This is a genomic window from Burkholderia sp. SJZ089 (assembly GCF_007828315.1).
Classification (GTDB): Bacteria; Pseudomonadota; Gammaproteobacteria; order Burkholderiales; family Burkholderiaceae; genus Burkholderia; species Burkholderia gladioli.
The window spans coordinates 22,628-44,429 of record NZ_VIUM01000024.1 but is presented as its reverse complement, the minus strand read 5'-3'; the positions used below and the strand labels follow the sequence as shown (position 1 = coordinate 44,429).

Sequence of the window (21,802 nt, the reverse complement as noted above, 5' to 3'; positions counted from 1 at the left end):
CGAGAGAAGCTGGCATGTTTTGTATGCCGGTGAAAGCTCGCGCCTGCGCGATAATGTAGAGCTAGAGTAGCGCGGGTGGGGGCGGGGAGGTTGGGACTGGCCGTTTGGGATAGGGCGTGGGGCTGGGAAAGACGGCGCATATCCGTCTAATTGATGGAGACGGCGAATTAATGAGCTGCCAATGCACGTGGTTATTGTTCTGAGTAATGGCAGCAACCGGCCAGTACCGGTCGTTCGTGTGCGCTTTCTGACCGACGCTCAAGGTCAGCTTCGCCCCAGACAGCAGACCGTCGATCAACGATTGTCGCCTGCAAAAGATGTAACGACCGGTCCCATCAGCGATGTATTTGACGCCAGTTGGTGACGAGGGACGACGGAGTCTCGTCACCAATACTGAGTCGTTCTGATCGCGTATGGTGCTCACGAGGCGCCAGCGAAACTTTTGAAGAGTATCGGGTCCGCAGCGAGGCGCCGGGATAGCGCGCTGATGTATTCGGGCATTCCCTCCGTTAAGCTCTTCCCAGCTTTTGCGCGCGCGTGCAACTCCATGAGGAGCAGAGCGTTGCGCTGAACTCGAAAGTCTCGCAATCGCACTTCGTCGAAGTCGGGCATTACGCTGCCGAATGTTGCTACAGGGAGGATTGTCGTCTGCCACTTCTGTGCAGTCTCGTCGCTCGCATTGGAGAAAACATAAACTGCTGCTGCGGCGACAGCGTCGGCAATCTGAATGCCGTGGGTTTTCTTTGAGTCTGCGAACTCGAGTGGGCCTGACAGGTTGAACGTGATTGGGTGTCGTTCATTACCAAAGTCACTGAATAACTTGTCTTCGCGGCCAATCATCGATTCGAAGATGCGTGGATCGTGTTGAAGCGGTTTGGACGGATCACAGATTGCCGTGATTGAGGAGTGCTGCAACCCCCAGCTCGCAAGTAGCGTGTAAAGAGCCGTGTTCGTCAAATCAAGAATCCACTTCCCAGCACCAGAATTTTTGAGCGCAGAAAGTTCCTCGCGAATGTCATCCGAGCGGAGTTGCGCAAACTCGCGGATCTGCGCTATTACCGGTGAATTTTCAGAATGGACTGAGGAAGAGAAGATGTTCGGCAGCTTCTCCTCGTCGCCGGAGCGCATGAGTTCCTCAAATTCACGGAATATCTCCTCGGCACCAGCGCCGCGGGCTGAAAACTCAAGGTAGAGAATATTCGCAATGTATTTGTGGAAACCAACGCCATAAAAAATCGAATTTATATCGGAAATTGATGGTTCAAAAATATACTCAAAGAGTTTGCACGCCAATGCAAATTTCTTATCTGAGATCGATATTTTTATCTTTCCTCCGAATATTTCGAGAATCTCATCAATTACCTTCCTTCCGCGAGCGAATTTGACAAGCTTGCTACCCTTTAGCTCACCACCCTGCACACCATATTTCTCGATCACGCGCCTCACAAACTCGTCAGCTTCGTCGTCGCTGGTGGCAACTGAAGCATACGCAAAGAACTTTTGATCAGGATGGAGTAGGTTATTTCCCGTAAACCCCGATTCGTCAAAATAGATTTTTTGTGGCATTAGACAACCCTCTTTGTTTTTTCGCCGGCGCAGCAACACCCAGCGTCGCGGTTACTTCATGAGTGTGAGGTAGCTTCGAGATTGCTTGTTATCCAGCCGCACGTTGTAGACGATGCAGCATTCCCCGAATCTCCAGGAGATTGTACATCTCTAATTGGGTAGGCTCTCACCATGCCCTACCAAAGTGGCCGCGCGGCAGAGGAGAACCAAGCACTGGCCAATCATCGCCTAACTGGATCGCTGCGTACGACCGGTTTTTCATTCTGGTTGCTCAGCAGCTATGCTGGGCGGCCGCGCAGATGACACATTAGGCCAAAATGAACCGCACAAACAGGTAGCGTGGTCGATTCATGGGTGGGTGTAGAGGGCGCGGTAGTCTTGGCAACTAAACGAACGTCCGCTGACGGTTGGACAGCGTCATTACCGCGTCGCCGCCGCGACTGACAACTACGGGTCGATCTGCGACGGTCGCGCGTTGCTGAGTGGCGGCCGGCCGCGTTTGGCCAACAGATACCTCTCGCCGCCTGGGCGACCAAGTCGTTCAAGCGGCTGGTTTGCGGCCATGAACGGCCTTTCAGCGAGCGGAGATGGGCGCCCAAGTACAATGATGGCCTATACCCGGCGACGCACAAACAGATTACTGCTCGCCTATGTGCCGGCCGGATGAGCCACAGCCCTTTCATCCCTGGATAGAAGGAACGTCGCTTCTGCGAAATGAACATACAAATGCGGGCGCGACTATGCTTCGTGTTGAACGACAGAATAGACAAAGGAATGGGGACGCATGGTGGAAAGCTTCAACTACATCTCCTTCGGTAATTGGGAATATCTCGAGGGAAACTTTGATCGCGTCATCATGGGCCGGGGGCGCATGTTCGAGTACACGCCGTCCGACACCGAAAAGCGGCTTGAAAGCCTCGACTCGACGGCGATCGCCTTTCTGGAAAAATTGCCGACCTTTCTGTGCAGCGAGACCAAATTAAACCAAAACACCGTCTCCATGCTCATCAGGTACGGTCGGATTTCCGGCACCACGCCCGGCCCGAAGGACGTCTCCACCACTTTCGAGACATTGATCAATTTCGGCGAGGTCGAATTCGACGACGTTCAGGACGCCGGGGAGGTGTTCGGCGCGGATCGGTTCCAGCTTCACCGCACTCACTGGGCCGTCCGTGAAGGCGACGCGCGGGAGGTGCTGGACCGATTGATCAAGCTTAATCCCGATCTTGCTCCTCGCGTTGCGGAGCAAGAGGCGCCCGCTGCTGACGATGCAGAGATCCAGCCTCCGCCACGTGACAAGAAGATCCTCGGCGTCGCCGAGAGTGTGGAGTCCTTCCTCCAATTGCTCTACGGCTCGCCGGCAAAAGCCGCGACTGAGACCTTCTTCAGAGGCCACAGTAACGCTCGTTATGAGCTGACGCCGTCGTTGCTGCGCAAATGGGACAACGGCGACTGGCAGTTCATGCCGAGCGAGGATCGACTCTGCAAGGAACTACTGATCGCGCATCACGATGAGTTCCACGGCGATCAGTTTTGCTTCGACCGCCTTGTGCGCATGCAGCACTACGGCTTGCCTACGAGGCTGCTTGACATCTCCGGCAACCCGCTGGTGGCGCTCTTCTTCGCCTGCTCCTCTGGGCCGGACCAACCGGAAATTGACGGTGAGGTCATTGTCTTCCAAGTATCGTCGGAGCTAGTGAAATACTATGACTCAGATACCGTCAGTTGCCTTTCAAATCTCTCCAATCTGACGTATGCACAGAAGAATGAAATCGATCTCAGCCTCGACAAAGTAGGATTTAATGAAACGGACGTCGCCGGAAAGTTGCTCCACCACATTAAGTCGGAGAAAGGCTTTTTCGAGGGGCGAATCGTCCCGGACGATCTAGGGTCCATCGTCTGCGTGAAGGCAAAACGCACTAATACGCGCATCAAATCGCAGTCTGGCGCCTTCCTGTTGTTCGGGCACGAGGCGACGCTTCCCGATGCCGGCCAGGGTGGGATCGAAATCAGCCGGGTCACGATTCGAGAGAAGGCGCACATTCTCGAGCAGCTCGACCGAATCAACATCAACGCAACGACCGTATATCCCAGCATCGACCAGACCGCTGATCATCTGCGGGAGCAGCATCGGTCCCCGCGACCTGTCAAAACAGACGCTAATGCCGCGTCCAACAACTCTCCAGAAACCTGACGGGACAACTAGGGGCTCACCTGCTGGTAGCAGTGCCGGGGTTCCGTCGACATCGAAATTTTCAGATACGTGAACTCAAGGCGCTAGCCAGCAAGGGAAAAAATGCCGCGCCACCCCGGATCTAGCCGCCGACCGCACGGAGCCGAATTGATCCTCTCCTTGGGAAATGACGACCGTTCTAGAATAATCTAAAGGGACGGTTTGGATCGGAAGTCGCCGGTCGCGCGTCGGGGGCAGCGACCGGCTGAGTTCGGCCAGAAGCTGTCGCTCGCTTCGTCACAGCCAGTGGCTGGGCTTCATGCGAGACTTCATCTCCGTGGTTCCCCTCTTTGCTCGCGAGGCGCCTGGATGCTCTCATCCAGGCCAAAGGAACCGCAACCTTCGCCTCACGCGTTCAATAGACTGAGGGACATCGCCCAACAGGGCAGAAGTGGTAGATTGGTCAGAAGAAGCCCACGGGTAATGCGCTCAAGCTCCTACACTTGGTGAGGAAGCGCTGCATTGAGGTAGTGGCTTGTCCGCGTCTAGGAGTAACTTAGAGATGTCGTCTTCATCGTCGGTCGCCGGGGGGCGCGCCACCCAGGCTGGAATGAGTTTTCAGGCCGGTGTCAGCGCATGGTTTGCTGCTCATCTGCTCAGCCGGACACCCATCGGTACTCGGTTTGGACAGAGAAGAGACGCCGTAGTAGAGCGCCTTCACTTCGAGACGAGCCGGAATCTCGATGACATCGAGGTTCAACTCTCAGATGGAAGTCTGGTCAGTGTCCAGTGCAAAACCAACTTAGCGCTATCTGGTGCTGACGGGTCGGCACTGGCATCCGTAATCAAGCAGCTAACGAGTCTGTATCGGACCGTGTCAGCTACGCGGGAGGCTGCAACAGGCGTATTGGCCGTATCGACGAGTGCGCCAGCGTCGCTTGATGACCTACACCGGGCCTGCCGAATGTTTGATGTTGGTGGCACGTGGGCAGAAGTCTACGGACAGGTCAATCAAAGTGAACGCGGAGCGCTCGATATCTTCCGCGACCATGTCACACGTTCAAGGGCAAATGCGTCGGCCGGCCCGCTGTCGGACGCGGTACTGGCAGGCATGGCACGCATGTTCCGCTTGGTGCGTTTTGACATCGAACCGGGAGGCGCGGATTGGCGCGAGGCGGCAGCGACGTTGCAAGGTGGTCTTTACGGGGACCCAGTAACGAGCGAGACCGCGATGGCGGAACTCCAGCGCATTGCCCAGGACCTGATCCGAAAGGGGGCGCCCTCCGACAGAAATGGCTGGCTTCGTTCCGTTCGGAAGGCGGGAATCGAAGACCGACAGTCGCCCGGGTACGACGCTGACATCGAACGGCTTCGGCAATGGACCGCGGCAGAGCTGGAGCGGCTTAAGCGGCATACGATGCTGGCAGGCGACGCGGAGATTCCACGTCAGTGCCTAAAGGCCTTAGGCGACGCCATCGCCAACGGAAGCCTGCTGGTTATCGGTGAGCCCGGTGCGGGAAAGACCGGTGTGCTGGTGCGCTACGCGAGGGAGTTGTTTGCCAGCGGCGCGCCAACGGTATTTCTTTCAGTGGATGACCTAGCCGCAACCACGGATGCCCCCACGCTTCGACGGGCGCTCAACATCGAGAACGACCTTCTCGATGTGCTGGGCGCATGGCCCGGAACTTCACCGGCTGTCTTGGTGATCGACGCGCTGGATGCATCAAGAGGAGGTGCATCTGAAGCGGTATTTGCAAGACTGATCGAAGGCGTAGTCAACAAGCTCGGTGAGCGATGGTCCGTTGTTGCCTCCATCCGCACATTTGATCTGCGGCATGGGAAACGCTTGCGTGCGCTTATGCAGGGAACGCCCCCGGACGGCGAATATGCCGAGTCCGGCCTCGAATCCGTCCGACACTTCTCGATCCCGCGGCTCGTCGATTCCGAGCTGACCTTCATCGGCGAAGCGAACCCCACACTCGGCCGACTCCTATCCGCTGCGCCCGCATCCATTCGGGAATTGCTGGGAAACGTTTTTAACCTGTCACTCGCCGCCGAGCTGGTCACTGGAGGCCTGGCACCTGAGGCGATTCAAGCTGTCACCAGTCAGAGCCAGCTGATATCGCGATACGAGGACGAGCGGCTCAGCAGTCATCGGTTGCGACGCGCGGCGAAGGAGGTCGTGGGCGAGATGGCCCGGCAAGAGCGCTTGGTAGTTAAGCAGGACCGCATCCAGAACGATGCGCTGGATGAAGTCATCGCTACCGGGGTTTTGGTGCAGGCACCGCAGGACCGCGTTTCCTTTGCGCACCACGTCTTGTTTGACCATGCTGTCGGGCGCTTCTACCTTGACTTGGATGACGCAGCGACGCTTACGGCGCAGGTTGCCGGGCAGCCGGCGATCGGTTTACTACTCGGTCCAGGCCTTCGATTCGCCATCATGGACAAGTGGGAAACAGGGATGGCAGGGAAGGAGGCTGCTTGGCAGCTGGCCGCAGACCTGGCTTCTCACGACGACATGGACCCCGTGCTGGGCAGCATTGCCTTACGGACAGTAATCGACAGCGTGCAGACGCTTGAAGACGTGCGACCACTGATGGCCATCATGAGCGACCGCAGTCGTCGGGCTCAGGCGGGGCATGTGCTTTCAAGAGCGTCGAGGTTTGTGAGAGTAAGTCTCCTCGCGCACTCCAATGCGAACGTCGCAATGCTCGCTTGGGCAGAGGCCGCGCGCGGCGCCGCATTGACCGGCGCTAAGGAGCATCTCGACGGGGTGCGAATCCTTCTGCTGACTCTGATGGAGAGAGGTAACTTCGATGACGCAGGCTTCGCTGCCGCCTTCGGTGCCGCTGCGCGCGCGATGCTCGCGACGATCTGGTCTGACGAGAGTCTGTCGGGATATTCGAGCAACGCAATCCGATTCGTAGCTCGCGCCTTTGAGTCCGATCCTGCAGCGTCGGAGCGGCTCTTGGAATACGTAATCTCCGAGCCCCATTTCTCCACGCACGCATCACAGGAAGCACCCTGGCTTGCCGAAGGCGCGTGCTACATGCTGAGTGCCGCACCGGCATTTGTGGAAAGAATCTATGCCATCCTATTTGGCAAAGAGTCCCCACAGGAGGGCGACACCTTTCTCGGCGGCAGCCCGAGCAAAATCCTGACGCTTAGATCAAGTCACAAGCAGGAATACGAACATGCTCGCTGGCACCTGGAGCAAGTGCTTCCGAAGTTCCTGGAGGCCTCCCCGGAACACGCCATTCGCGCGGTGAGCAGCTGCGCCATTGGGCTCACAGCGGAAGAACAGGGGGGCGGAAGAGATGGACTGACGTATGTGACAGTGCAAGGCGCTACAGATGCAATCGCCATCATCGATGACAGTTTCTCGATGGAAGAGTGGCGAGAAGCAGAGGAGCACGAGGGGACCGAGAGGAGAGCGCTAAGGGTACTAGCGGATTTCCTGCGATCCTGCTCTGGAGATGACTTCCGCCGCTGCACGGACGCTGCTCTTGGCGCGCCGGTATCTTCTTCGGTCGTTGCACGACTGTTTGGGATTGCCGCCGAACGCCTGGGCGTGGCCGACGAGAAGCTCTGGCCTATCGCCTCAGACGATGGAGTATTGCTCAGCTGGCGCTTGTCGCGTGACGCCATCGCTTACGTCGCCGCTGCTCTGCCCACGAGGTCTGCGGATCAGCGAATTTCATTTGAGACGCGGCTTCTTGAGCGGGTCCGAAGTTCGGATGACGACACAAGGAAGCAATGGGAGTACCGCGCGCAGCGACTCCTGTCGCTGGTCGAGCCTAGCGACTTACTAGTGCCGGAGCTTGCCGCTTATCGGGCTGAGCTTGCAGAGCAGGGGGATCTCACTGGTAACCCTGCCTACATATCGATATCGACTGGTTGGTCGGGCAGCGATGAAGACACCGTTGACTCTCTGTTGCGCAGTCAGGGAGTTGACACACACGCTGGCCCGGATGCGACAGTCATGGAATCGGTGCGGTCGCTGAAGCAGTGTCTTAAAGCCAGCGGCGAAAGCATCGATCAGGCAGGCGTCACAACGATGTGGGCGCAGATACAGAGCGTTGTCAGGGCAATCGATCAGCAGTCCGGTGTCGCGGCGAAGCCAGAGACCCTCCATGCGGCTTGGGGTTACGTCAGCAACGCCGCTGTACAAATTGCCGACAGCGACGCGTACAAGTCAGCAGGTGAACGAAATCCACCAACAGGTGAGCTGCTGGCTTTGCTGGATCGGTTGGCGGAGAGCCTATATCCTGAGGTCTCGGATGAAAACACGAGAACGATGGGCTGGGGAAACTGGGATGTTCGCGTGTACGCAGCTCAGGGTTACTTGGCTCTGGCACGTAGGGGCCTAGACGCCAGCTTCGAGGCAAGGTTTCGCAGAATGCTCGCCGATCCAGTTCCGACGGTTCGTCACCAGATTAGCTGCGCGCTCAACACGCTCTGGGACGTGGCGAGGCCCACGATGTGGGAGCTAATGGATTACGTAGCCGAGCACGAAGACCATCCTGAAGTGCTTGCGTTCTTTGTCAGTGGGTCGATGAGGAGGATGATCGGCGCGGAACAGGACCGATGTGCTTCGATCGTGTCCAAGGTTATCAGAGTGGCCGAGGCAAATGCGATAGCAAAGGAAGAGGGGCGGGGTGAACTCGCTGAAGCGGTTGCGGGCATAGCGGCTCACTTGTGGTTAGGCCGAGGTCATGCCACGGCGAAGCAATGGATAGATGGCTGGATCGCCAATCTTGCAGTCGGCCACAGATTCGTGGGGCGGCTGATCTCTGAACTTAGAGCGCCACTGTTCCTGAAGTGGGACGAAAAGATCGGGGCAGACCGCGCTGCGGAGATTCAGAACAGATCGCGAGAACTTCTCGCTGCGATCGTAGATGCCGAGATCGCCGGTCTGAACGAGGCGAAGGCTTTGCTTCGTGACGGCCAAAAGGAACTCGGTGTGCCACTCTACCGTCGCAGCGGTCAGCAACTTGAGCACGCGGCAAATCAGCTTTACTTCGGTTCCGGCGCTTCTTCTGCGACTCGTGGAAACTCGAATTTCTCTAACAACTTGAGCGATCGGCATCGCAAGGCCGAGTTCATCGCTGAGTATGGCGACATACTGCAAAAGATCGGGGACACAGGAATCTCCTCGATCGTTTACCACTTGGTCGAGTTATATGAGTTCCTGGCAGAAGCTGCGCCGGAAGCAGTCTTCGACCGAATCGCGGCGTTGCTCCTTGGGCCAGCTGCTGGCGACGGATATCAGTTCGAGAGTCTTGCCGAGACCGCGCTGGTCCGCTTGGTGCAGATGTACTTGGCCGACTACCGATCAGTGTTTGCCGATAACGCTCGACGAGAACAGTTGGTGCAAGTTCTTGAACTGTTCTCCAAGGCTGGGGCACCGGAAGCGCTGCGTCTGCTGTATGAACTGCCGGACCTGTTGCGATGAGCACCCTCGCCCAAATACAGCGAGTGGGAAGGGCGCTTGCTGACTGCTTTGGCGCTGATCCGCTTGGGTTTTCCGGACCAAACCTAGCGCGAGTTTTCCGGCGTTTCGGGCCCGATGGGGCCCGGCAAAAGCGCCAGCTGACGGACGAATTCAGCCGGCGCCAAGTCTTTGAGAGCAGAGTGAGGACGGCTCTCGTTGTAGTCCCGCCGCCATGCTTCAATTATCGCTTTGGCTTCGCCCAATGTCTCGAACCAATGTAGGTTCAAGCATTCGTCCCGGAATGATCCGTTAAAGGTCTCAATGTGGCAATTGTCCGTCGGTTTGCCCGGTCGGCTGAAGTCGATTTTGGCTTGATGGTGATACGCCCACATGTCGAGCAGCCGCCCGGAAAATTCACTGCCGTTGTCCACGAACACATGCCGTAGGGCGCCGCGTCGAGCCGCGATGCGATTGAGTGCCGATACCGCGTGCTCGCCCTTTAGACGCTGTCCGACCTCGATGGCCAGGGCCTCCTTGGTGAATACGTCCACCACGGTCAAGGTACGGAATTTCGAACCATCAGCCAGTTGGTCAGCCACGAAATCCATGCTCCAGGCATCGTTCGGTTTGACTGGCACGATCTTCGCCATCCGGGTCACGACCATCTTGCGACGCTTCGGCAATTTCGAGCGCAACTGCAGTTGTTCCTCGCAGTACAGCCTGTAGGCTTGGTTCCTGCCCAACTGCCAACCTTCGCGGCGCAACAGCACGTGGACGCGCCGATAACCATATCGCACCCGGGTGTACGCAATCTCGCGCATGCGCGAACGCAGCTCGGGACGGGGATCCTTGACGCTTCGGTAGTACTGGACGCTACGTGGTTGCTTCAAGAGCCGGCAGGCCCGCCTCATCGTCAATCCGTAGTGGCTCACCACATAGGCCACCACGTCTCGCCTCAGCGCGGGCCGGGCCACTTTTTTGAAGCCACGTCCTGCAGGATCGCCTTGTCCAGGCTCAGCTCCGCAACCAGCTTCTTCAGTCGAGCGTTCTCGTCTTGCAACTGCTTGAGCTCGCGTACCTGATCCGATTGCATGCCTGCGTACTGCTTCTTCCAGCGATAAAACGTCTGCTCCGAAATACCGACCTGGCGGATCAGATCCGCCACCGGCATCCCCAGTTCCGCTTGCTTCAGTACCGCCACAATCTGTTCGATCGAAAAGCGCTTGCGTTTCATGGCAAACCACCTCCTGGTTCAGGGTCAAGTTTGCCGCAAAACTCGCTCTCGGATTGGCCCAGGATTCCTAACGCAGATCAAGTCGATACGTAGACGAAGGTCGGCAATAATCGGAGAGAACTCCAGGTTTTCAAGTTCGAAGTCGACTGCTTCCTCACGATGCGTGCGAATGACTCGCGACTTTGCTACGCGGTCCCGAGATCAGTCGCAAGCGCTGCATCGACGCCCCGCTTGCGCGCCAGGGCCATCGGATCGGGAGCGCGTCCCCTGAATTCTCGAAACGCCGATTCGGGATCTACGGAGTTACCTACGCTGAGCAGCTTGTCATGCAATTTGGCCGCAAGCTCCTCGTCGAAGCGATCGCCACGTTCCACAAAGGCCTCGAACGCATCCGCTTCGAGCACCTGTGCCCAGAGGTAGCCGTAGTATCCGGCAGCGTAATCGTCGCCGCCGAACAGGTGCCGGAAATACGGCAAGCGATGATTGACGTCAGCTTCGAGTGGGACGCCGAGGCGCTCGAAGCAGTTCCACTGAAATTCATCGATGTCGAGATCGGTGGCCGATGTAACTGAGTGGAGGTCGATATCCAGTAGCGCCGATGCGATGTACCGGACGAGTTCGTAACCCTCGTTGAACCGAGTTGAAGCACGAAGGCTCGAGATCAGGCTGTCCGGAATGGGGTCGCCGGTCTCGGCATGTTTCGCGTGAGTCGCAAGCAGTGTTTCGTCAAGCATCCAGTTTTCGAATAAATGGGAAGGGAATTCAACGAAATCCCGGTACACCCTCGTGCCCGACAGCCCGCGAAAGCGCACGCCCGACAGCAAACTGTGCAGTGCATGTCCGAATTCGTGAAAGAGCGTGCGGACATCGTGGATGCTCAGTTCTGTTGAGGTATGACGACTTCCCTGAAAGGACGCGCTGTTGATCACAATCGGCAACGACGCCTCCAAGCCGTCACAGCGCATGCGAAACTCGGATTCCCAAGCACCAGATGTCTTGCGGTCGCGAGCGTAGTAATCCGCGATGAAATATCCGATCAGTCGACCACGCTGCTCGACGTCCCATAATCTCGCATCCCGGTGATGAAGCACCGCGTCATGCCGTTCGCAGAAGCTCAGTCCAAATAGGCGATAGGCACAGTCGAAGGCCGCACGAATGCACGACTCCAGTTCGAGGTGCTTGCTGACGAATCCGGCATCGATGTTGAACCTTCGCGCACGAAGCCGCTCCGTCAGATAGCGCCAGTCCCAAGGTTCGATTTCGACTGGCTCACCGAGGTCTGCCGCAAGGCGGCGGAGTGCCTCCAGCTCGGATTCGCACAAAGCCTTGGCGGGCGTCCACAAACGTTCGAGAAGCTCGCGTGCCGCTTGCGGCGTGCCTGCCATCCTATCGCTCAACGCATATTGCGCGAAATGCTCGAAGCCGAGCAAATGCGCGAGTTCAGTGCGTAGAGCGATCGTTTCACGGATGACCGGGCGGTTGTCGACAGCAGACTCGGTGCCGCGATTAGTCCAGGCGCGCCAGATGCGTTCGCGCAGGTCGCGACGGGTCGAGTAGGTCAGAAACGGAACCACGTTCGAATACTTGAGCGTGAAAATGTACTGGTTCGGCTCTCCAGCGTGCTGCGGTGCATGCGCCGGTCGTCTCACGAATTCCGGCAAGCCCGCCAGTTCATCCTCGCTTGTGAGAACGAGAGTGAACGCATCGGTCGATGTGAGGAGGTTCTGGTTGAACTTCACGTAGAGTTCGGCGAGACGCGCCTTGACTGCATTAAAGCGCAGGGCGTCCGGCGCCGACAAATGGACACCGTTGCGGACATGGTCCGCATGAATCCGTTCGAGCAGGCGTCTCTCGTCCTCCGCCAATCCGAGCGCGTGTCGTGCCTGGAAGATGGTATCGAGGCGCGCAAAGAACGGCCCGTGACTGCGCGCGGCAGCGTGGTGAGCAGCCAGCGCGGCGCTGACTTCGGCCTCGACAGCCCACAACTCGTCGGTCCCCACGGTCAGCCGCAATATCTCGAACAACGCGGCAATGCGCTCAATGTGAGCGCCCGTCGCGTCGTAGGCGATCACCGTATTCTCGAAGGTGGCGGGTTCGGTATTCGATGCGATCGTGCCGATCTGCTCAAGATGCGCCTTCGCAAGTTGCGCCACGGCAGGGACGAAGTGTTCCGGGCGGATCTTGGTGAACGGCGGAAATTCACCGGCTTCCTTCCAGTCCGTCAAGAGTGGATTCGGCAGGGTCACGGTCATGGCGGCTTTCGATCCTTGTGTTGATTGCTGACGAGAGTCTTTCGTCAGCGACGATTGCTCGTTGACGCACAACTGTAGGCACCCGGGAGTTGGAGCGTCAATGGCCGCTTGGCGTGACGACGCATCGCGGTCGCCTTTCTGGACGAACGCCGTATCTCAACATCAAAGAGCTGCTGCAGTAACCCCTCAAAAAAAACCAGGGTGATCGGAAGTGGAATTGTCTCGTCCCAAGGGATCGCCGGCACGGTGCTAGAGCGCATCCGCGGCAATCGCGTCAGCGAGACGCGGGAACGTCGGCTTGAAGCCGAGGTCGTCACGAATGCGGCGACCGTCGAGCAGCGCGTCGAACGCCGCACCGCTTGCGGGCGCCGATCCGTCTGGCGGCAGGGCGCCAACCGACGCCAGTAGTTCGGCGATCTTGGGCGCGTCGTCGTCGACCACGTTGTAGATGCGGTGCGCCGGGTCCGACTTGTCGATCAAGCGCATCACGGCCTGAGCGACGTCCGCGTGGTGGCCGATCGATATCCGCTGAGTTGGCTGCCATCGTTGCATGAGAGGCGCGATTTCCGCGATATGTGGATCGCCGTCGCCATAGACGAACGGCAGACGCAACACGCGGACGTCCAAGTTTTCCAGGCCCAGGAGAAAGCCTTCGGCGGCCAGTTTGCTCACCGGGTAGGCGACGGTCGGCGCGCATGAGTCGTCCTCGGAGGCAAGGCGTCCGCCGTTCGATCCATAGACGAGGCCGGTGCTTAGAAAAACGAACCGCTTCACGCCGGCGTCGCGCGCGGCGACGGCAAGTGACTGCGTGCCGAGATCGTTGACGCTATGCATCTGTTCGGACGTCGCTCCACGAAAGAACGCGGCGCAGTGAACGATCGCATCCGCACCGCGCACGGCGGCATGCAGCGAATCAGGATCGAGCAGATCGCCTTCGACGAGTTCCAGCCGATCCGTGTTCAGTTGAGCCGCACGCGCACGGTCGCGTATCAGCGCGCGCACCCGGCTGCCACGCTGTGTCATTCGTTTGACAAGGCGGCTACCGACTTTTCCGGTTGCACCGGTAACGAGAATTGTCATGCGAGGCCTCCAGCCAGAGATGAGGTACGAAACTGTATCGGGTCATGGCTGGCATGCATTGGAAAAAACGGACAAAGCGAGCGCGTGTCACGCGACGGCTGGGTATCGTCTACTATACGGCCGTGCAACTTGCATTCATTTCGCGCAGGCATCCCATGTCCGTTATCGAATCGATGGTCGTCGACGAATGCGTGGTGAACGAGCCGAGGGTAGCGATTCCGCGCCCGGAGGTGCATCTCGTCATCAGGGGAGGACCGTCGGCAAATCGGGGATTGGATATACATGTGCTCGGTGCCCGTCGCTACGTCACGCGCAAGACGATTCGCAAGGGGCAATGGACCGTATTCGCGCGCCTTCAACTGGGGACTGCCGCCGCGGTGCTCGGGATGCCGGCATCCGCCGTCGCGAGCCACGCGGTGCCGGTGGAGGACGTGTGGGGCGCCGGCGAAGCGCAAGCGCTGTATGACCAGCTTGCGACGGCGGCAAGCCCCGACAATGCCGCGCGTATTCTGGCGCGCGTGATTGCGGCCCGGCGCTTGCCAGACCGTCTACTTGGCGATCACTCGCTGCTCGTGCGCGAAGCGGCGAAAAAATTGCCCGGCGCCAATGTGTGCGAGGTCGCGGCCCGCCTCGGCATCAGCGAGCGGCATCTGCGGCGCGTGTTTATCGAAACGGTTGGCATGAGCCCGAAGGTGTTCTCCAGGCTCATGCGGTTTTCCCGTGCTACGGACCTGGCGCGCGCCGACCGCCGCAAGAACTGGGCGAGCATCGCCGCAGAAACCGGTTTTTACGATCAGGCCCACCTCATCGAAGAATTTCGCAACTTCACGGGTGTGACGCCCGATGCATTTATTCACGAACTGAGTCGCTCTCTCGGCCAAAGAAGGCCTGATCCAGGCATGGCGCCGTTGTCTTTGGCGACTGACTGACGAAACTGGGTGCCTTATCCGGTTACTTCCATTACGGGCGCCGAGCAACTGTTCCAAGGCCTCAATAGCCATGAGGAAACTCCGAGTCTGTTGGACCGAAGACGAGCAATCTCGGGGCGAACTGGTCGCAATATTATTGGCATTGACCTAAGCCGCCGAGACAGCGGCTCATGGCGCAATTCCGGTGGCGTTGCTCCTCTCAAAGCGAAACCACACGGTCTGAATCGACTCACGACATTATCAAATCGCTGAGAAATGACGCCAGCCGACATCACCATGAGCATGTGGCGGGTGCTCAGCGATCGTGACCCGAGGCGAATCCATCAAAAAAAGTTGATTGGTGGGACTACCTCGAGCTGGCTTGGCGCCTCGTACGACGCCAATCGCTGTTTCACGCCAGATTTTTCATTCTAGGATTAGCCGCAGCGTGAGAGGCTGATCTCCCGCGTCACCCTCGACGCGACCAATCCACGCACAGCACCCCCAGCGATACCAACGCCGCCAGCGCCGCCGCGACAAACGCCCCCGGCACGCCAAACCCCTGCGCCACGACCCCCGCCCCCGGTCCACCAACGGCCAGCCCCAGATCGAAGCACGCCAGGTAAGCCCCGATTGCGAGCCCGCGATTGTCGCCAGACACGCGCCGCATCGCCTCGACCCCGAACGACGGAAACACCAGCGAATAACCGAGCCCCATCAAACAGGCGCCGAGGAAGGCGATCGACGGCCCATTCGCCCACGCGATGGTAAGCAGGCCGACAGCCTCGACCAGCAACGACACGAACCCCGTGCGATACCCGCCAAAACGATCCGGCAAACCACCGAACAGCAGCCGCACGACGATATAAGCGCAGCCGAAAGCAGTCAGCCCCAGCCCCGCATGCGGCCATGACTCAACGCCATAACGCAGCGCCAGAAAACCTCCAATGGTCGCCGCGCCGGCGGAGGCGAGCGCCATCCCCAGCCCCGGCGCCCAGATCAACCTCAGCATCGCCAGGAACGAAGCACGCCGCGCGGCAGCCGCCACCGGATCGGGATGCCAACCGGCGGCGATCGCGAGCCCCGCCAGCGGCGCCAGCGCTGCGGCCAGCCCGACCATCCCGAAACCGCCGGCATGATGAATCGCCAGCCCGATCGGCGCGCCGGCCGCCAGCGCGGCATACATCGCGATGCCGGACCAAGCCATCGCCTGCCCCGCGTAGCGCGTGCCAACGCGAGCGATGCTCCACGCCGCCAGCGCCGTGATGAAGAAACTCTCGGCCAGCCCCAGCACCAAGCGCGCGAGGCACAGCAACGCAATCGCGATCAACGCATGCGTCGCCCCCGCAAGCGCTGAAGCACAGTAAATCCACCCAGCCACCGACGCGCCTGCCAACCCGAGCAACGCGGTAGTCTTGCTGCCTTTCGCATCGGCCAGCCGGCCGGCGAACTGGCGTGTCAGCAGCGTGGCCGCCGACTGCAAGCCAACGATCACGCCCACCGCGACGGTACCGAAATGCAGCGTGCCGGGCACATAGAGCGAGAAGGTCGGCAACGGCAGGCCGACCGCGAGAAAGCCGAGGAAGGCCACGACCGAGAAGGGAATCAGTTGCCGGACAACCGGCTGTTGCTGCTGCATCGATGTCGTCTCCATGAACGCCGCGCGTGAGCACGCGGGCGGCGCAGTGTAGGCGTCGCCAGCGGATCATGGCAGGTCTCGCGCGTCATCGCCGTGATGACAAAAAGTCAGGCTCGATGGCGTAGCCTTGACATCAGAATGTGCAGTCAAGCGCCGGATCGGCCGTGCCGGGATGATCGACGGCCCGTGCCAGTCTTCCACTCAGGCAAGGAGATTTCGATGGCATTCGATGCGCGGCTGCTGAACGGCGCCGGCGTGCTGGCGGCGATCGTCGAGACCGGCAGCTTCGTGCGCGCGTCGGAAGCGCTCGGCGTGACCGCGTCGGCGATCAGCCGAACAAGTTTCGCGATTGGCGAAGCGCTGCGGCCGTTTGCGCGGATGCACGGTTCGCATCGAGCAGCGTGGCGGCCAGGGGCAGCGCGGCGGCGGTCTTGAGGAGCGTGCGGCGTCGGCTCATGCGAGAATCCTCCTGTCGTGGCGAGATGCGGCCCGGCGCCGGGCCGCTCCGGAGGGAAGCGGGGCAGGGCGGGCTCGATTCGTCGCCGCGCGCCGATGACGGCGCGATGCAAGGACAGTTTAGGAAGCGATGCGCGAGGAAAGAAGCGCGGTGGCGTCAGGATGCGGATGACGCGAGGTCATGCCTGGCATACAGGCCCATCTTCCCGGCACGCCGTTGCCGATGGCGGCCAGTCGTCGCCGGCAGCCATCAAGCAAACCGCCCGAATCCGATTAAAAGCGCGTACGGATTGCGAAACGCACATAAGCCTGGCGCGTATTGGACGAATCCCCCAAATTGCCGATGTTCGCCACCGCCGCTGCGCCCGTCGACGAGATGCCGGACGCTTTCTGCAAGGTCGCCCCGGCGTAGAAATCCGTTCGCTTGGAGACGAAGTAGTCGGCGATCAAGCCCAATTGGTTGAAGTGCTGGTTCCCCACCGAGCCCCCGGCACCGTTGCCGACAGCGCTGCCCTTGGTGTACTCGTAGCCGATACCCGCATAAAACGTGGGCGAGAACTTGTATTTGATGCCGATCTCGCCGGTATTGAACTTCGCGGTGTTGCCGCCGAGCGCGGTGATGTTGCCATACGCGACGTTCGAATACGCGGCGCCGATCAGCATGTTGCCGATCTGATAAGTGGCCCCGCCGGTGACCACCTGATACGAGGACGCGCTCGCATAACCGCTATTGAGCACGCCGCTGAGCTGTGTCGCGCCATTGGGGTTGCCCGTGAAGAAACCGGTGCTGCCGGCCGTCCCGGTCGGGTTCTTGAAGTACTCGTAGGCGGCGGCGATCGTGATCGGTCCATTGGCGTAGGTGAGGCCGGCGTTGTACCCGCTGCCGCCGGTGATATTGCCGGGCTGGCCGCCGAGGCTCCATTCGCCACCGAAGCTGAATCCGCGATACTTCGGGCTGGTGTAGCGGATCGTGTTGTTGAGCCGCAGCGAATTGTTCAGGTTGTCGAGGTCGCCGGGATGCGAGAACAGCGCGCTGCCGTAATAGCCCATCGTCGAGACGGGCTGCACGAAGTAGAAGACCGAATCATATTGCCGGCCGAGTGTCACGGCACCGAAGCGGCTGCTGGACAGGCCGACGAATGCCTGTCGGCCGAATTCGGCGCCGCCTTGCCCGAGCTGGCCATTGTTCAGGTTCACGCCGGATTCGAGCGTGAAGATCGCCGCCAGCCCGCCGCCGAGATCCTCGCTGCCCCTCAGCCCCCATCGGCTGCCGTTGATGCCGTTGTTCGAGTCGAGATTGAACTGCCGCCCGCCGACATTGTGGCCATTCACCACGTTCTTGTTGTTGCTGATGAATTGCACGCCCTCGTCGATAATGCCGTAGAGCGCCACGGAGCTCTGGGCATAGGCATGCGATGCGCACAACAGGGTTGTGCCGCATAACGCGACATAAGTTCGTTTCATTGTCACCTCCATGTATTTTCATTGTCGTGAGGCCGCCCCGTGCGTTCTCAACGATTCGAGCCACGGCCTGAATGCCACTCGCACGGGCGTGCGTCGACGCTTGCCCGGTCTGGAAACCGGCCGGGCAATTCGCGCACGTCAAGCGGGCGGCCATATCAGGCCGTTTGGGATTGCTTATTTAAATCCAGGTTCGACTACAGATTTGCGAATCGAAGCCGAATGGTCAGTCGACATGCAATAGCGACACGCCTTTTGTCTCTTTCACGAAACCGAAGATGATCGCGAGCCCCAGCAGGACACCGATCAAGGTGAAGACCCATATGCCGACCGCCATGTCGAGATGGAGAGTGCGGATCGACGACAGCACGACGTATGGCGCGATACCGCCGCCGAACACGCCGATGTTGTAGATGAAACCGACGCCGGAGCCGCGCACGTTGCCGGGCAGGTTTTCCGCGATGATCGTCGCGTAGCAGCCTCCTGCACCGACAATAAAGAAGCCCGAGAAAAACGCGAAGACAACGGCCAGCGGCATGACGTTCACCGAACTGACCAGGGCATAGACGCTCGCGCTGCCCAGAATCAACAGCAAGGCCAGGCCTTTCTTGCGCCCGAGATATTCCACGACGAAACCCGACGCGGAAAACCCGAAGATCTGCCCCACCGCCGAGGCGCTGGTCAGCCAACTGATCGTCGCGGCACTGAAGTTGAGCCCCTTCAGGAAGGTGGGCAGCAGCCCTTGCAGCGGCCAGGCGGCGAACTGCAGGAAGATCAGCATCAGGGCGAGTACCAGCACCAGCCAGGGATGCTCCGCGAACAGGCGGAACGCGGGCCAGCGGCCGCCCGCCTTGGCCTGCTGCTGGCTGCGTTGCCACATCGGGGATTCGGGCAGATAGCGATACAGCAACCAGCCCAGGATGGCGCTGGGAACGATGCCGACGAAGAACAGCACGCGCCATCCGAAATGCGGATAGACCAGGCCATAGACGATCGCAGCCAGGATCGCGCCGATACCCCAGCCGGCGTCGAGCATGCCGATGCCGATCGCGCGATGCTTTTCCGGCCAGGTTTCCGCGATGATGGTGGAACCCAGCGCGAAGATCGGCGCCATCCCGAAGCCGAGCAACAAGCGGAACACGAGTATCGATGCGAAGCTCCACGCGATGCCGGTCAGCGCGCCACCTACCGTGAACCATGCCAGCGCGATCAGCAGCGGAATCTTGCGACCGATGCGATCGCTCAGGCTGCCGAACATCAACCCTCCCAGCCATCGCACGCCGAAGGTGGCCAGGATCAACAGCGAAGCCGTGCTGGGCGCCACGCTGAATGCCTTGGCGATATCCGTCAGCACGAAGGTGACCAGCAGGAAATCGAAGGCGTCCAGCGCCCAGACGCACCACACGCCGATCAATACGCCCCATTGGCCGAGGCTGATCTCGCGATACCACCGCCGCCCGGGATCCGCCCCGGCTTGTGCTTTTGCCGATTCAATCATGTTTCTCCTCCGTTATATCCCTTGGCTCTATCTGGCCTCGGCACCGCTTGTTTGACTGCTCATATTGCGCTGGCGTGACGTTCGATGCAGATGTCGAGAACGTCGCCGCCGTCGCGCTTACCCCAGTTTTCACTCGAGAAGATTTCGACCTCGTTGAAACCTTCGTATCCCGCTGCTTCAACCCAGGTTCGGATCGTCGGGATGTCGATCACGCCATCGCCCATCATGCCCCGATCATTGAGCAGGTCGCGCGTGGGCACCAGCCAGTCGCAGACGTGAAAGGCCAGCAGGCGAGCGCGACCCGCGCGATCGATCTGCGCCTTCAGCTTCGGATCCCACCACACGTGATAGACATCCACCGCGACACCCAGCGCGCCGGTTTTTTCCGGATCCAGTTCGTCGCAGAGATCCAGGGCCTGCTCCAGCGTATTCACGCACGCGCGATCGGCCGCGTACATCGGATGCAGCGGCTCGATCGCCAGCGGCATGTGAACGCTGCGCGCGTAGTCGAGAACCTGCGCGATGCCGTCGCGAACCTGTTCGCGCGCGGCGCCGATATCCTTGCTTGCCGACCCGGCCGGCAAACCGCCGACCACCAGCACCAGGCACGGCGCATTCAATTCGCGCGCCTCGTCGATGGCGCGGCGGTTGTCGTCGATCGCCTGCTGCCGCCCGAGCGCCGTCGATGCCGGGAACATGCCGCCACGGCAGTAGCCGGACAACACGATGCCGGTGTCCCGCAGAAGCCGGGCCACGCTTGCGCTTCCCACCGCCGCGACCTGATCGCGCCAGGGCGAGATCGCGCGGATCTGGCGCCGGCCGCATTCCTCGATGATTCGATCGAGCGGCCATTGCCGGACCGTGGCCGTATTGATGGACAGCCAGCGGTGATCCTGGGACAGATCACGCATCCCACACTCCGTTCATCGCCAGCAAGGTTTTCATGCGCGTGGCGGCGAGCTCGGGACGCTCGAGCAGGCCTGCCGCGTCCGCCAGCCGGAACAGCTCCACGAAATGCTGCAGCGAACGAGCGCTTTGCTGGCCGCCCACCATCGTGAAGTGCGGCTGATGGCCATTGAGCCAGGCCATGAAGACCACGCCCGTCTTGTAGAAGCGCGTGGGCGCGCCGAAGATGTGCCGCGCCAGCGGAACCGTCGGTTGCAGGATCTCGTGATAGCGCTCGATATGCCCCGCGGCCAATTCTCCGAGCGCGACGGCCGCGGCCGGCGCAATGGCGTCGAAGATGCCAAGCAGCGCGTGGCTTTGCCGATGGTTCTCCGATGCGCCGATACCGTCTCCGGCGATCAGCTCGGGATAGTTGAAATCGTCTCCCGTGTACATCCGAACGCCTTCCGGCAGACTGCGACGCATGGCGATTTCCTTCTGCTTGTCGAGCAGCGAGATCTTGATCCCGTCGACCTTGTCGGCATGGGCGGCGATGATGCCGAGGGCGGTATTCATCGCATCGTCCAGATCCGCGGTGCCCCAGTAACCCGTCAGCGCGGGGTCGAACATATCGCCCAGCCAGTGCAGCACGACCGGCTGCCGTGCCTGGCTCAGGATGCGATCGTAGACGCGTTCGTAGTCGGATGGCGATTTCGCTACCCGCGCCAGCGCGCGGCTCGCCATGACGATCAACGTTCCGCCCAGCGCTTCGATCGCCTCCATCTGTTCCTCGTACGCGCGAATCACGTCGTCCACGCTGCGCGCGTCCTCCGGCGCGAGCTGGTCGGTGCCGCATCCGGATGCGATCAGCGCGCCCGGCGTGTGCCTGGCCACTTCCAGCGAACGCTTGATCAGTTCCAGCGAGCTGGGCCAGTCCATTCCCATGCCGCGCTGGGCGGTGTCCATCGCCTCGGCGACGCCGAGACCGAGCGACCACAGGTATTGCCGGTAGGCCATCGTCGCATCCCAGTCGATCGCGTTCTGCGTCGAGGGATCGTGACTGACGAACGGATCGGCCACCACGTGCGCCGCCGAATAGGCGATCCGCGCGGTTTGCGGGCGCACCTGGTGCGCCGTGAACGGGGCGGCTTCGCGCAGTTGGTACGGCTGCAGGGTGCCGTCGCCGGCTGGGAGCTTCAAGGTAATGCTCATCGGT

General features: G+C 60.2%; 13 protein-coding genes. 4 read left to right on the top strand and 9 right to left on the bottom strand.

All coding sequences use genetic code 11. From position 1 onward, the window contains the following. Positions 1-420: 420 nt before the first annotated feature. Positions 421-1,566, bottom strand: coding sequence for a DUF3800 domain-containing protein (locus FB600_RS32320; RefSeq protein ID WP_145757996.1), 1,146 nt, complete (start codon positions 1,564-1,566; stop codon positions 421-423). A gap of 784 nt (positions 1,567-2,350) precedes the next feature. Here FB600_RS32320 and FB600_RS32315 point away from each other — a divergent pair. Both FB600_RS32315 and FB600_RS32310 read left to right on the top strand, forming a co-directional pair. After that, complete coding sequence (locus FB600_RS32315) at positions 2,351-3,760, top strand: FRG domain-containing protein (protein WP_222106741.1); 1,410 nt, start codon at positions 2,351-2,353, stop codon at positions 3,758-3,760. A 541-nt stretch (positions 3,761-4,301) separates the two neighbouring features. Further along, positions 4,302-9,194: an ATP-binding protein gene (locus tag FB600_RS32310; RefSeq protein WP_145757997.1), complete on the top strand. Its 4,893-nt coding sequence runs from the start codon at positions 4,302-4,304 to the stop codon at positions 9,192-9,194. An 83-nt stretch (positions 9,195-9,277) separates the two neighbouring features. Here FB600_RS32310 and FB600_RS32305 read toward each other — a convergent pair. The 3 genes from FB600_RS32305 to FB600_RS32295 form a co-directional block, all read right to left on the bottom strand. Next, a protein-coding gene (locus FB600_RS32305) for an IS3 family transposase (RefSeq protein WP_409995260.1) occupies positions 9,278-10,407 on the bottom strand; the annotation gives its coding sequence in 2 pieces (ribosomal slippage) (positions 9,278-10,146 and positions 10,146-10,407; 1,131 coding nt in all). Positions 10,408-10,592: 185 nt separating this feature from the next. Then, positions 10,593-12,659: a M3 family metallopeptidase gene (locus FB600_RS32300; RefSeq protein ID WP_145757999.1), complete on the bottom strand. Its 2,067-nt coding sequence runs from the start codon at positions 12,657-12,659 to the stop codon at positions 10,593-10,595. A 249-nt stretch (positions 12,660-12,908) separates the two neighbouring features. Next, positions 12,909-13,739 carry an NAD-dependent epimerase/dehydratase family protein gene (locus tag FB600_RS32295; RefSeq protein WP_145758000.1) on the bottom strand — a complete coding sequence of 277 codons (831 nt, stop codon included), beginning with the start codon at positions 13,737-13,739 and terminating at the stop codon, positions 12,909-12,911. 155 nt (positions 13,740-13,894) lie between these two features. Here FB600_RS32295 and FB600_RS32290 point away from each other — a divergent pair, with 155 nt between their 5' ends. Beyond that, entirely contained in the window at positions 13,895-14,668 is a 774-nt protein-coding gene (locus tag FB600_RS32290; protein WP_145758001.1) for a helix-turn-helix domain-containing protein, read from the top strand. A gap of 448 nt (positions 14,669-15,116) precedes the next feature. On the opposite strand, the gene FB600_RS32285 is transcribed toward FB600_RS32290, so the two are convergent. Continuing rightward, positions 15,117-16,286: an MFS transporter gene (locus FB600_RS32285; RefSeq protein WP_186087991.1), complete on the bottom strand. Its 1,170-nt coding sequence runs from the start codon at positions 16,284-16,286 to the stop codon at positions 15,117-15,119. A 219-nt stretch (positions 16,287-16,505) separates the two neighbouring features. Between FB600_RS32285 and FB600_RS37390 the strand changes: the two genes are divergently transcribed. Next, the gene (locus FB600_RS37390; RefSeq protein WP_181162771.1) at positions 16,506-16,721 is read left to right on the top strand and encodes a LysR family transcriptional regulator; all 216 of its coding nucleotides are present in this window, start codon (positions 16,506-16,508) and stop codon (positions 16,719-16,721) included. A 294-nt stretch (positions 16,722-17,015) separates the two neighbouring features. On the opposite strand, the gene FB600_RS32275 is transcribed toward FB600_RS37390, so the two are convergent. From FB600_RS32275 to FB600_RS32260, 4 genes are all read right to left on the bottom strand, one after another. Continuing rightward, on the bottom strand, positions 17,016-18,206 hold the full coding sequence (locus tag FB600_RS32275; protein ID WP_261383523.1) for a porin: 1,191 nt from the start codon (positions 18,204-18,206) through the stop codon (positions 17,016-17,018). Between the two features lie 223 nt (positions 18,207-18,429). Next, entirely contained in the window at positions 18,430-19,701 is a 1,272-nt protein-coding gene (locus tag FB600_RS32270) for an MFS transporter (RefSeq protein ID WP_013691363.1), read from the bottom strand. A gap of 59 nt (positions 19,702-19,760) precedes the next feature. After that, positions 19,761-20,612: a sugar phosphate isomerase/epimerase family protein gene (locus FB600_RS32265; RefSeq protein WP_060004719.1), complete on the bottom strand. Its 852-nt coding sequence runs from the start codon at positions 20,610-20,612 to the stop codon at positions 19,761-19,763. Next, on the bottom strand, positions 20,605-21,798 hold the full coding sequence (locus FB600_RS32260) for a dihydrodipicolinate synthase family protein (protein ID WP_145758004.1): 1,194 nt from the start codon (positions 21,796-21,798) through the stop codon (positions 20,605-20,607). Before FB600_RS32260 ends, FB600_RS32265 begins: the two co-directional genes overlap by 8 nt. Positions 21,799-21,802: the final 4 nt, after the last annotated feature.